This is a genomic window from Streptomyces sp. NPDC059649 (assembly GCF_042734445.1).
GTDB lineage: Bacteria > Actinomycetota > Actinomycetes > Streptomycetales > Streptomycetaceae > Streptomyces.
In genome coordinates this window covers 1-11,702 of sequence record NZ_JBHWDV010000103.1, presented here as the reverse complement: position 1 = coordinate 11,702, position 11,702 = coordinate 1, and the positions used below count along the sequence as shown (strand labels likewise).

General features: G+C 70.2%; 12 protein-coding genes. 2 read left to right on the top strand and 10 right to left on the bottom strand.

All coding sequences use genetic code 11. The features are described from left to right. Positions 1 to 64: 64 nt before the first annotated feature. Positions 65 to 781 carry an SDR family NAD(P)-dependent oxidoreductase gene (locus tag ACFV1J_RS39825; RefSeq protein WP_385866816.1) on the bottom strand — a complete coding sequence of 239 codons (717 nt, stop codon included), beginning with the start codon at positions 779 to 781 and terminating at the stop codon, positions 65 to 67. A 71-nt stretch (positions 782 to 852) separates the two neighbouring features. Between ACFV1J_RS39825 and ACFV1J_RS39820 the strand changes: the two genes are divergently transcribed. Next, positions 853 to 1,398 carry a MarR family winged helix-turn-helix transcriptional regulator gene (locus tag ACFV1J_RS39820; RefSeq protein ID WP_385866814.1) on the top strand — a complete coding sequence of 182 codons (546 nt, stop codon included), beginning with the start codon at positions 853 to 855 and terminating at the stop codon, positions 1,396 to 1,398. 9 nt (positions 1,399 to 1,407) lie between these two features. On the opposite strand, the gene ACFV1J_RS39815 is transcribed toward ACFV1J_RS39820, so the two are convergent. Then, positions 1,408 to 2,793 (bottom strand): M20/M25/M40 family metallo-hydrolase, encoded by a 1,386-nt coding sequence (locus ACFV1J_RS39815; RefSeq protein WP_385866811.1) that lies wholly within the window; start codon positions 2,791 to 2,793, stop codon positions 1,408 to 1,410. Between the two features lie 315 nt (positions 2,794 to 3,108). On the opposite strand from ACFV1J_RS39815, the gene ACFV1J_RS39810 reads away from it, so the two are divergent. Continuing rightward, entirely contained in the window at positions 3,109 to 3,996 is an 888-nt protein-coding gene (locus ACFV1J_RS39810; RefSeq protein ID WP_385866808.1) for a chitosanase, read from the top strand. Positions 3,997 to 4,105: 109 nt separating this feature from the next. Here ACFV1J_RS39810 and ACFV1J_RS39805 read toward each other — a convergent pair whose 3' ends face one another. The 8 genes from ACFV1J_RS39805 to ACFV1J_RS39770 all read right to left on the bottom strand — a co-directional run bounded on the left by ACFV1J_RS39805 (position 4,106) and on the right by ACFV1J_RS39770 (position 11,504). Further along, positions 4,106 to 5,566: a nucleobase:cation symporter-2 family protein gene (locus tag ACFV1J_RS39805; protein WP_385866806.1), complete on the bottom strand. Its 1,461-nt coding sequence runs from the start codon at positions 5,564 to 5,566 to the stop codon at positions 4,106 to 4,108. 292 nt (positions 5,567 to 5,858) lie between these two features. Then, entirely contained in the window at positions 5,859 to 7,262 is a 1,404-nt protein-coding gene (locus tag ACFV1J_RS39800; RefSeq protein ID WP_385866804.1) for an 8-oxoguanine deaminase, read from the bottom strand. A 48-nt stretch (positions 7,263 to 7,310) separates the two neighbouring features. Further along, positions 7,311 to 8,714 carry a nucleobase:cation symporter-2 family protein gene (locus ACFV1J_RS39795; RefSeq protein WP_385866802.1) on the bottom strand — a complete coding sequence of 468 codons (1,404 nt, stop codon included), beginning with the start codon at positions 8,712 to 8,714 and terminating at the stop codon, positions 7,311 to 7,313. A gap of 79 nt (positions 8,715 to 8,793) precedes the next feature. After that, complete coding sequence (gene pucL, locus ACFV1J_RS39790) at positions 8,794 to 9,717, bottom strand: factor-independent urate hydroxylase (RefSeq protein WP_385866800.1); 924 nt, start codon at positions 9,715 to 9,717, stop codon at positions 8,794 to 8,796. 7 nt (positions 9,718 to 9,724) lie between these two features. Beyond that, on the bottom strand, positions 9,725 to 10,138 hold the full coding sequence (gene uraH, locus ACFV1J_RS39785; RefSeq protein WP_385866798.1) for a hydroxyisourate hydrolase: 414 nt from the start codon (positions 10,136 to 10,138) through the stop codon (positions 9,725 to 9,727). Beyond that, positions 10,135 to 10,647 carry a 2-oxo-4-hydroxy-4-carboxy-5-ureidoimidazoline decarboxylase gene (uraD, locus tag ACFV1J_RS39780; protein ID WP_385866796.1) on the bottom strand — a complete coding sequence of 171 codons (513 nt, stop codon included), beginning with the start codon at positions 10,645 to 10,647 and terminating at the stop codon, positions 10,135 to 10,137. The genes uraH and uraD overlap by 4 nt, the downstream gene beginning before the upstream one ends. A gap of 210 nt (positions 10,648 to 10,857) precedes the next feature. Continuing rightward, on the bottom strand, positions 10,858 to 11,238 hold the full coding sequence (locus ACFV1J_RS39775; RefSeq protein WP_385866795.1) for a helix-turn-helix domain-containing protein: 381 nt from the start codon (positions 11,236 to 11,238) through the stop codon (positions 10,858 to 10,860). After that, positions 11,235 to 11,504, bottom strand: coding sequence for a hypothetical protein (locus ACFV1J_RS39770; protein ID WP_385866793.1), 270 nt, complete (start codon positions 11,502 to 11,504; stop codon positions 11,235 to 11,237). The genes ACFV1J_RS39775 and ACFV1J_RS39770 overlap by 4 nt, the downstream gene beginning before the upstream one ends. Between the last annotated feature and the right edge of the window lie 198 nt (positions 11,505 to 11,702).

Sequence of the window (11,702 nt, the reverse complement as noted above, 5' to 3'; positions counted from 1 at the left end):
ACGCAGCGCCCGCCGCCGGGTCCGGTGACCCGGCGGCGGGCGCTGCGTTCCCCGGACCCACGCCTCACCGCGTGGTGAAGGCCCCTCCGTTGACGTGGAGGGTCTGGCCGGTGATGTGCCGGGCGCCCGGGGAGGCGAGGAAGTACGCCGTCTCGGCGATGTCCTCGACCGTGCCGGGCCGCTTGTTGTGCGTCTCGGCGACGAGCGCGCTCTGCCGCTCGTCGGTCAGCTGCCCGTGGAAGAAGTTGGTGCCGGCGATGTAGCCGGCGGAGATGACGTTGCTGGTGATGCCCCGGGGGCCGAGCTCAGCCGACAGTGCGGCGTTCCACGCGGCCAGTGCGGCCTTGGCCGCGCCGTAGGAGCCGCCCCGCCGCTCGGCGCCGATGGAGCCGATGCTGAGGACGGCACTGCCCGGGGTGAGCTTGTCCTGAACCGCGGTCGTGGTCAGGACCGCGCCCAGCAGGTTCTGCGCCAGGTTGGCCTGCCACTGGGCCAGTACCGCCTCCAGGGCCGATCCGTCGTCCGGCGCCCCCTGGGGAAGTCCGCCGGCCGCGTTGACCAGGACGTCCAACTCGCCGAAACGGGCGGCGAGTTCGGCCACCGGGCCGGGGTCGGTGGCGTCGCAGACCGCGCCGTGCACGCCCAGTTCCTCGGCGGCCGCTGCGACGGTGTCGGCGTGACGTCCGGTGATGTGGACCTCCGCCCGGTCGGCGGCGAACCTTGCGGCGATGGCGCGGCCGATGCCGCTGGTTCCTCCGGTGACGAGCACGGTGCGGGTCACGGGTCCTCCTCCTCGCTGCTACGTTTAGACCTAAACACCACCGTACACGCAACGGATCAAGGGGTCGCACCGTGGCTGAACCCAGCTCCGCAGCAGGGGACTTCGTGCCCGCTTATCCCGCCGCACGGATCGCCGCGGCCTGGCGGCGGGAACGCCCCGGCACCCCCACCGAGTCGATCGAGATCGTCACGCCCCTGTGGTGGCTGGCGAAGCTGTTCGCCAACGACCGCAACCGGGTACTGCGCGAAGCGGGGATCGATGCGGCCACCCTCGACCTGCTGTCCGTCATCCGGCGTTCCGGGCCGCCGTACACCCTCAGCACCCGCGAGATCGCCGAACTGACGCTGGTGACCGCCGGCGCCATCTCGCAGCGCGTCGCCCGGGCCGAACGGGACGGCCTGGTCCGGCGAAGGCCGGGGGCCACCGGCCGCCGGACCGTGCTGGTGTCGCTGACGCCCGACGGCCACGCGCTCATCGAGCGTTCCGTCGACGCCGTCCTGGGCCGCGAGGCCAGCCTCGTCAGCGATCTGTCGGCGGACGAACGCGACGCCCTCATCACGCTGCTGGAGAAGCTGATGGCCGACGTCCGACGGCGCACGGCCGACGTCGAGGGCTGAGCCGACCCGTCAAGCGCGGTGGGTGGCGGCGTATTCGGCGAAGAAGGCGGCCTCGGCGAGCAGGGCGGCGCGGAGTTCGGAGAGCAGTACGCGCTCGTCGGGGGCGTGCAGGTTGCAGAGGTTGTCCTCGGCGCCGAAGAGCAGGACCTCGGCCTCCGGTACGGCCCGGGCCAGGCCGTTGACGAGCGGGATGGAGCCGCCGGTGGCGGTGTGGACGGGTTCGGCGCCCCAGGCGCGGCGCAGGGCGGTGCGGGCGGCGCGGTAGGCGGGGCCGTCGGTGGCCGCCTCGTATCCGGGGCCGGTGTCCCCGGGCGTGACGGTGAGCGGAATGCCGAAGGGGCGCAGCCGCGTCAGGTGACGGACGAGCGCGTCCTGGGCCTCGTGCGGGTCCTGCCGCGGGTGGATGCGGAGGTTGAGCTTGGCGCGGGCGTACGGGACGACGGCCGAGGCGCCGCGTTCGACGGACGGGGCGTCCAGACCGGTGACGGTGAGGGCGGGGCCGCTCCAGAGGCGTTCGCCCAGGCCGCCGGAGCCGATGAGCGGGATGCCGTGCGGGACGCCGGCCAGTTCGCGGAACTCGTCGTCGGTGAGGGTGGTGCCGGGCCAGGGTTCGCGGCGCAGGCCCTCGACCGCGACGTCGCCGTGCACGTCGTGGAGGGTGGCGAGGGCCTTGAGCAGCACGAGCAGGGCGTCCGGGGCGGCACCGCCGTATTCGCCGCTGTGCACGGCGGCGTTGAGGGTGCGGACCTCGACGTGGACGACGACCGAGCCGCGCAGGGCGGTGGTCAGGGTGGGCGTGCCGGGGCGGATGCTGCCGGTGTCGGCGATGACCATCGCGTCGCAGGCGAACAGGTCGGGCTCGGTGGGCGGGTAGTCGTCGAAGGCACTGCCGTACTCCTCCTGGCCCTCGAAGACGATCCGGATGCCGACCGGCGGGCGGCCGCGGTAGGCCCGTAGTGCGCCGATGTGGACCATGAGGTTGGCCTTGTCGTCGGCGATGCCGCGGGCGCGGATGCCGCCCTCGATGTCGGTGGGTTCGAACGGCGGTGAGGACCAGAGCCGTTCGTCGCCGGGCGGCTGGACGTCGTAGTGGCCGTAGAGCAGGACGGTGGGGGCGTCGGGGGTGGGCGGCGGGACGTGGCCGGTGATGACGGGGGCGGTGTGCGGGAGGTTGAGTTCGCCGATGTCGGCCACGCCGGCGTCCCTGAGGAGGGCCACGACGAGGTCGCGGGCCTGGAGGACCGGTTCGGGCGAGAAGCCGGGGAAGGCGATCGAGGGGATGGCGGCGAGCCGCTTGAGGTCGGCGCACACCCCGTCCATCAGGGCGTCGACGGTGTCCTCCAGGGCCGTGGCGCCGGAGCCCCGGCCGTGCGGATCGTTGGCTTCCTGATTCACCGCGGAACCCCTCTCCGTGGCACCGGTCCGGTGCGCGCCCGTACGGGCTGACGTCATTTCAGGGCGAAGGAAGCATATCGGCCATAACGGGGTGAGGGGCGGGATGCGGGGTGGCGCCGGGCGCGGCCCGTTCACCCTCGGACCGGCCTCCGCGGGCTGCCGGGCGGGGCGCCGGAGGCACCAACCGCGAGCCGCGGAACGGGAGTTAGGTGCGTCCGGACGGCTGTACGACCCTCCCCAAGTCTGGTAGGAAAGCTTCCTAACGATTGGGGACACCGAACCCCCCACGGCTCGCCTGACCGGAGGACTGACTCCATGCGCACCCGATCGACAACCAGCAGGACCCGCCCGCTGCTCTCCCGGACCACCGTCCGGGTCGCGCTGGGCCTCGCCCTCGTCGCCGTCCCGGCCACCGCCGTCGCCACCACGGTGGCCCCCGCGGACCACCACCGCCCGGCCGCCGCCCACGACGCCGCGCGGACCGCCCGGGCCGCGACCGGCCTGGACGACCCCGCGAAGAAGGAGATCGCCATGCAGCTGGTCTCCAGCGCGGAGAACTCCTCGCTGGACTGGAAGGCCCAGTACAAGTACATCGAGGACATCGGCGACGGCCGCGGCTACACCGGCGGCATCATCGGCTTCACCTCCGGCACCCACGACATGCTCGAACTCGTCGAGCTCTACACCCAGCGCAAGCCCGGCAACGTCCTGGCCAAGTACCTCCCCGCGCTGCGCGAGGTGGACGGCAGCGACTCGCACGAGGGCCTGGACCCCAACTACACCAAGGACTGGAAGAAGGCCGCCCAGGACCCGGCCTTCCAGCAGGCGCAGAACGACGAGCGGGACCGGGTCTACTTCAACCCCGCGGTCAAGCAGGGCAAGGCCGACGGGATCGGCACCCTGGGCCAGTTCGCGTACTACGACGCGATAGTGATGCACGGCGACGGCGACGACCCGACGAGCTTCTCCGGCATCCGCAAGCGCGCGCTGGCCAAGGCGAAGCCGCCGGCCCAGGGCGGCAACGAGAAGACGTACCTCAACGCCTTCCTCGACGCCCGGGTCTGGGCGATGAAGCAGGAGGAGGCGCACAGCGACACCACCCGGGTGGACACCGAACAGCGGCTGTTCCTGAAGAACGGCAACCTCGATCTGCACACGCCGCTGGACTGGAAGGTCTACGGGGACAGCTACCACATCGACTGAGCCCTGTGATCACAACGGCCCGTAGGAGAGCGGTGGTTGCCGCTTCCCTACGGGCCGTTGCCGCGCAGGTTCCGTAATGCCGCCGGACCGGACGTCACGGGACCGGGCCTCAGTGGGCCGCGGTCGTCGCCGGCTCCCCGCTGCCGTCCACCGTGCCGCGGTCGGGCTGTTGGGGGATCTGTGGATCGCCGCCGTGTGCGGCCTCCGTGTCCTCCGCGGCCTCCCCCTCCGCGTCCCGCCTCCCGAAGTGGTTGAAGGCGAGGTTGAGGGCGATGGCGACCAGACAGCCGGTGCTGATGCCGGAGTCCAGCACGACCAGCAGGTCCTTGGGCAGGTGGTGGTAGAAGTCCGGCGCGGCGATCGGGATCAGGCCGATGCCGACGGCGGCCGCGACGATCAGGGCGTTGTCGCCCTTCTCCATCGCCGCGGTGGCCAGCGTCTGGATGCCGCTGGCGGCCACCGAGCCGAAGAGCACGATCCCGGCGCCGCCCAGGACCGGCAGCGGCACCAGCGAGATGACCGAGGCGGCCACCGGGCACAGTCCCAGCACGATCAGGATCAGGCCGCTGGTCGCCACCACGAACCGGCTGCGCACCTTCGTCATCGCGACCAGGCCGATGTTCTGGGCGAAGGCGCTGTTGGCGAAGCCGTTGAAGAGCGGGCTGAGTGCCGTGCCGAGGGTGTCGGCGCGCAGTCCGCCCTCGATGGTGCGCTCGTCCGCCGGGCGGTCGACGATCCGGCCGAGGGCCAGCATGTCGGCCGTCGACTCGGTCATGCAGACCAGCATCACGATGCACATGGAGACGATCGCGGCGATGTCGAACTCCGGGGCGCCGAAGTGGAACGGCGTCGGGAAGCCGATCAGGCTGGCCTTGGTGATCGAGGAGAAGTGGGTGATGCCCACCGGGATGGCGATCAGGGTGCCGGCCATCAGGCCGAGCAGGATGGCGATCTGCTGGAGGAAGCCGCGCAGTACCCGGCGCAGGACGAGCACGATCAGGAAGGTCAGCGCGGCCATCCCGATGTTCGTCAGCGAACCGTAGTCGGGCGCCGCGTCGTTGCCGCCCTGGGACCACCGGAAGGCGACCGGGAGCAGGGAGACGCCGATCAGGGTGATGACGGTGCCGGTGACGACCGGGGGGAAGAACCGGACCAGTTTGGAGAAGTAGGGGGCGAGGACGAAGCCGAGCACACCGGCGACGATCACCGCGCCGAAGATGATCGGCAGGGCGTGCTCCGGGCTCTGCGCCTTGCCGATGGCGACCATCGGCGTGACACCGGCGAACGAGACGCCGTTGACGAACGGGAGCTTGGCGCCGACCTTCCAGAAACCGAGGGTCTGGAGGAGGGTGGCGATGCCCGCGGTGAAGAGGCTGGCGCCCATCAGGAACGCGGTCTCGGTGGCGCTCAGCCCGCAGGCCGGCCCGACGATCATCGGCGGGGCCACCACACCCGCGTACATCGCGGCCACGTGCTGCAGGCCGCTGGTGAACATCTTGAAGGGCGGGAGGGTCTCATCGACCGGATGCTTCCGGTCCTCCTCCGACTTCTGCCCGGTAATTGCGGCCACTGCGGGCCTCCTGTCGATTTCTGCGTCGCCGGGGCCGGCGAGGCGAGGCTGTCACGGAGGGCTTGCCATGTGGTGCGTGTGGGGAAGTCGCCTGGTGAGCGTGGAGCGGTGGAGCCGCGCTTGTGGCGCAGGAACGGGCGGGGTGGACCGACCGGCCCGGGGGTACGAGAGGTCCCGCACCCCCGGGGTCCGGCGCTTGCGGATCCCGCTCGGATCCACAAGCTCAGCCGGGAGCCGTCCCTCCCGGCCGAGTTGGGGGTTGTTGCGTCGGCGGCGGGTGCCGCGCCGGGGGTCAGCCCTCGGCGGCGATCCGGGCCAGACGCTGCGCCTCGGCCCGCGCGGTGCGGGCGATGGCGTCCTCGTCGACGTGGGTGAGGTGGTTGTCCTCGACGACCGGCTTGCCGTTGACGAGGGAGAGGGTGACCGGTGCGGCGGCGCCGAAGACCAGCGCGGTGACCGGGTCGGCGATGGAGGAGTGGCCGAGTCCGTCGAGCTTCCAGAGCACCAGGTCGGCGAGCTTGCCGGGCTCCAGCGAGCCGATCTCGGAGGTCCGGCCGAGGACCTGCGCACCGCCGTAGGTGCCCAGGCGGAGGGACTTGCGGGCGTTGAGGGCGGCCTCGCGGTGGCTGCCGAGGCGGTTGATCAGCAGGGCGTTGCGCAGCTCGGTGTGGAGTTCACCGGACTCGTTGGAGGCGGTGCCGTCGACGCCGAGGCCGACCGGGACGCCGGCCGCGAGCATGTCGGGGACGCGGGCGATACCGGCCGCCAGGCGGGCGTTGGAGGACGGGCAGTGCGCGACACCGGTCTTCGTCCGGGCGAAGGCCGCGATGTCGGAGTCGGTCATGTGGACGCAGTGCGCCATCCACACGTCCTCACCGAGCCAGCCGGTGGACTCGAAGTAGTCGGTCGGGCCCATGCCGAACAGCTCGTGGCAGAACTTCTCCTCCTCCACCGTCTCCGAGCCGTGGGTGTGCATGCGTACGCCCTTGCGGCGGGCCAACTTGGCGCCCTCCCGCAGGAGTTCGGTGGAGATGGAGAACGGCGAACAGGGTGCGGCGGCGATGTGCACCATCGAGCCGAAGGAGGCGTCGTGGTGCTTGTCGATGGCCTCCTCGGTGCCCAGCAGGGCGCCCTCGGTGGTCTCGACGGCGAAGTCCGGGGGCAGGCCGCCGTCCTTCTCGCTGCGGTCCATGGAGCCGCGGGCCAGGGTGATCCGGGCGCCGATCTCGGCGGCCGCGGCGAGTTCGGCGCTCACCAGGTCGCCGGAGCCGTGCGGGAAGACGTAGTGGTGGTCGGAGGCGGTGGTGACGCCGCCCTTGACCATCATGCCGAGCGAGCCCTGGGTGGCCGCGGCCAGCATCTCCGCGTCGATCCGGGCCCAGGTCGGGTACAGCGCGACCAGCCAGTTGAACAGGTTGTGGTCGGTGGCCAGACCGCGGGTGATCCACTGGTAGAAGTGGTGGTGGGTGTTGATCAGGCCGGGGGTGACCAGGTGACCCGTGCCGTCGACCCGGCGGACGACGTTCGCGAGCCCCTCGGGGGCCTTGCCGGCGCCCAGCGACTCGATGACGTTGTCGGCGACGACCACATGGCCGGTGGCGTACTCGGTGTCGTCGGCGTCGACGGTGGCGATGGCGCAGTTCTCGATGACGATGCGCTGCTTCACCGCGCTGTCAGGGGATGCCGATGCAGCCATGGTGCTGTCCTCGTACTTTCGGTGATGGCGGTCGGGCACGGCATGGCCCTACGGGATTTGAGTGCCGGAGCCGGGCGAGGCGGCTGACAGTACCGCCGCCCGTGGGGTGCTCCGGGTGCCGAGATGGTGGAAGAACAGGTTGAGCGCGACCGCGACCAGGGCTCCGGCGCTGATCCCTGAGCCGAGCACTGTCTGTGCCCAGGCGGGGAAGTCCGCGTAGAAGGTCGGCGCGGCGAGCGGGATGATGCCCGCGCCGAGCGACACGGCCACCAGGATGATGTTGGAGCTGTCGTCGAGACCGGCCTCGGAGAGCGTACGGATACCGCTGACCGCGATCGATCCGAACAGGACGATACCCGCGCCGCCGAGCACCGGCATCGGCACCAGCGAGACCACGGCGCCCAGGACGGGGAAGGCGCCGAGGACGAGGAGCACTGCGCCGGCCAGCGCGACGACGTACCGGCTGCGGACCCGGGTCAGCGAGACCACTCCGACGTTCTGCGCGAAGGCGCTGGTCGGGAAGCCGCCGAAGACGGGGCCGAGGAGGGTGGCGATGCCGTCGGTGCGCAGTCCGCGGGTGAGGGTGGCGCCGGTGGTGGGCCGGTCGCAGATCTCGCCGAGGGCCAGCATGCCGGCCGCGGACTCCGTCATCAGCACCAGCATCACGATGCACAGCGAGAGGATCGCGGCGGGCTGGAATTCGGGCGGGCCGAAGGAGAACGGCGTGGGCAACGCGGCGATCGGGGCGGACCGCAGCCCCTCGAAGCTCGCCATCCCGAACGGGATCGCGGCGAGGGTGCCGACGACCAGGCCGATCAGCAGCGCGATCTGCTTGACGAAGCCCTGGGTGAAGCGCTGGATGAGCAGGATCACCACGAGGGTGAAGGCGGCGAGCGCGAGGTTCCTCATGTCGCCGAAGTCGGCGGCGTGTTGGTCGCCGCCCTGGGCCCAGCCGACCGGTACCGGCATCAGGGTGACCCCGATGAGGGTGATCACCACGCCGGTGACCAGCGGCGGGAAGAACCGCAGCAGCTTCCCGAAGAACGGGCCGATCGCGAGGCAGAAGACGCCGGCGACCATCACCGCCCCGTAGATGGCGGGGAGTTGGTGGCCCTTGGCGGTGGTCTCGGCGATGGCGAGCATCGGGGTGATGCCGGCGGAGCTGGCCGCGTTGACGAAAGGCAGCCGGTTGCCGGCGAACTTCCGGATGCCGAGCGTCTGCAGGAGCGTGGCGAGCCCGGCGATGAGCAGGCTGGCGGCGATCAGCCGGGTCCGGCCCGCGGTGTCCAGGCCGACGGCCTGGCCGATGATGAGCGGAGGGGTGACGACGCCGGCGTACATGGCGGCGATGTGCTGGAGTGCGGCGGGGAGGAGCCGCCTGGCCGCCGGCTTCTCGTCCACCGGATGGACCGGGGACGAGGGGTGGTGCGGGACTTGCGAATGCTGTGCCATGGGTCGTTCCCCTCGGATTCCGTGTCCCCTCCCCGCTGCGGGGAGGGGACACGAGGCACGGCGCCTGCGTCTGAAGCCCTCAGAGGTTCGTCAGATCCACCGGGATCTTGGCTTCGACACCGTCGCGCAGAACAGTGGCTTCGATCAGGCCGTACGGGCGGTCCGCCGCGTAGTAGACCTCGTTGTCGTTCTTGAGCCCGAACGGCTCCAGGTCCACCAGGAAGTGGTGCTTGTTCGGGAGGGAGAACCGCACCTCGTCGATCTCGGAGCGGTTGTTGATGATGCGCGACCCCATTTGGTACAGGGTCTGCTGCAGCGAGAGGCTGTAGGTCTCGGCGAAGGCGTGCAGCATGTGCTTCTTCACCTGCTCGTACGAACGCTCCCAGTTGGGCATCCGCTGCTCGTCGTCGGTCCAGTTGAACCGCCAGCGGCCGGACACCTGGGTGGCGAGGATGCGGTCGTAGGCCTCCTTCAGCGTCGTGTACTTGTCCTTGATGTAGCCCCAGAACTCCGAGTTGGTGGAGTTCATCACCACGAGGTCCTTCAGACCGGAGATGACCTGCCACTGCTCGCCGTCGTAGGTGATCTCGGTGACGCGGGTCTCCTGGCCCTTGCGGACGAAGGAGTGCTTGACCTCGTCGGCGCCGATGAACTTGGAGTTGGCGTCGGAGGTCTCGATCCGCTCCCAGGCGTACTCCTCGATGCGGATCCGGGCCCGGTGGATCGGCTCCTGGCTGGTCACGAAGTGCCGGGCCAGATGGATGCCGAACTGCTCGGCCGACTCGATCCCGTACTCCTTGGCGAAGGCGTACACGGTGTTCTTGGTCGTGTCGGTGGGCAGGCAGTGGGCGTTGGAACCGGAGAGGTGGACCTCCTCCAGGTCGCCGGAGAGCGCGACGGAGACGTTCAGGTCCTTGATGTGGTGCGTGTCGCCGTCGCGGGTGATCTTGACGACGCGGTTTTCCGCCTTGCCGTACTGGTTCTGGCCGAGAATCGTGGGCATGTCGGTGCTAGCTCCCTCGGTATACGGAGTAGCCGAACGGGTTGAGCAGCAGCGGTACGTGGTAGTGCTCGCCCGGCTTGACGGCAAAGGTGATTGCCACCTCCGGGAAGAAAGCTCCGCTGTCCCTTACGCGGGGGGCGTCCTGCTGTTCCTCGGCTTGCTGATCGGAACTGTGCTGATGGGAAAGGAAGTACGCCTCGGTCTCGAAGGCGAGGCGTACGTGGGTGGTGCCTTCCGGCAGCGCCGGCAGGTCCTTGCAGCGCCCGTCCGCGTCCGTCTTGGACGCGCCGTGGACGGTCCAGGCACCGTCGCCGCCGGAACGCACCGAGAGCGTGAGGGCGACGCCCTCCGCGGGGCGGCCCACGCTGGTGTCCAGGATGTGCGTGGACACCGACGTCTGTGCAGCCGTCTCGCTGCTCATGCTGCGTCTCCTTCCGCGGTTTCCGCGATACGGGTCAGGCGAATGCGGTTGATCTTGCCGAGCTCCACACGAACGATCTCCCGCTCCTGTTCCGGCGAGTTGTCGATCCGGTGACGAAGCGCGTCACGCATCTGCTCCCCGGTACGGCCGGAGGCGCAGATCAGGAAGACATGTCCGAACTTCTCCTGGTAGGCCAGGTTGAGTTCGAGCATCTCCGCCTTGAGCGCGTCGGAGGCGCCGGCCATCCCGCTCTGCTCGCGGTTCGAGGTCGGGTCGCCCGGCTTCGGCCGGCCGATCGGCGGGTGCCCGGCCATCGCCTCGGCCAGGTCCTCCGCGGTCAGCTCCGCCATGGCGGCGTCGCTGGCGGCGAACAGGGCGTCGGTGGTGGCGTAGGGGCGCCGGGCGAGGATCTTGCTCCCCCATGCCCGGCTGGCGCACACCTCGTGCAGTACGGACCGGGCCGTACCGTCGTCGGAGGTGTTGAACCGGGCGAGTCCCGCCGGGGGCACGGGGGCGTCCCCCGTAGAACGCGGTGTGCTCGAAGACACGGGAAGCCTCCGTGGCCTGGTGCTGGAAAGCTCTGCTTGGCTGGAAACAGCTAAGACCCCCGGCAACATCACGTCAACACTTTGTTGAAAACTCGGTGACACAAAAGCCGCCGTCCGGCGGTACGGGACGGCGGCTTCGGCAGCCGGGGCGGGACGTATGCCCGCTTCGCCTCAGTCGGCGTCCTTCGCGGCGTTCTCCCTGTTCAAGTAGTTGTAGACGGTGAAACGGCTGACGCCAAGGGCACCCGCCACGGTCTCGACGCCGTGCCGGACCGAAAAAGCACCCCGGGATTCCAATATCCGGACCACCGACTGCTTGGTCTTGCGGTCCAGCTCGGACAGCGGCTTGCCGTGCCGCCGCTGGAGCTCGGCGAGGATGTGGTCGAGCGAATCCGACAGGTGCGGGAGCCGGACGGCGACCCGGTCCTCCCCCTCCCAGGCCAGCACGACATCGTCGCCCCGGGCCTGGTCCGGCGCGACCATCTGTCCACCCATCGCGTCCACCAGCGGCTTGACCGCCTGGACGAAGGGGTGGTCCGCGGGCTCGGTCACGACGCGCCCCCCTCGCCCCGCCGGGCATCCCCGATCACATTGACCTGCAGGGAGACCCGGGTCGCCCCGGCCCGCAGGGATTCCCGCAGCAGCGCGGACACCGCACCGAGCACCTGATCCGCGTCGCCCTCGGCCGTGTTGCCGAACGGGCCGACGTCTACGGCGTCCAGCTCGGCGCCCGTGACGATCTCGCGGGCCACCACCGCATGCGCCGGCGCCTCGTCCAGGTCGAACGGCTCCGTCGTGAACTCAACTCTCAATCGCACGTCGCTCAACCTACGCGCGGCGGGCCGGACTCACCAGAAATTGCTGCGAAGCCCCCTTGACAGCCTTCGAACCGTCCGGGCAATGTTCCAGCACGCAGAAAAACAGTTCCACTATCCGGAAGGAGCGCCGGCCCTTATGGGTTTCACGGACACGCGCTTCAACGTCAATCTGTCGATCCTGTTCACCGAGCTTCCGTT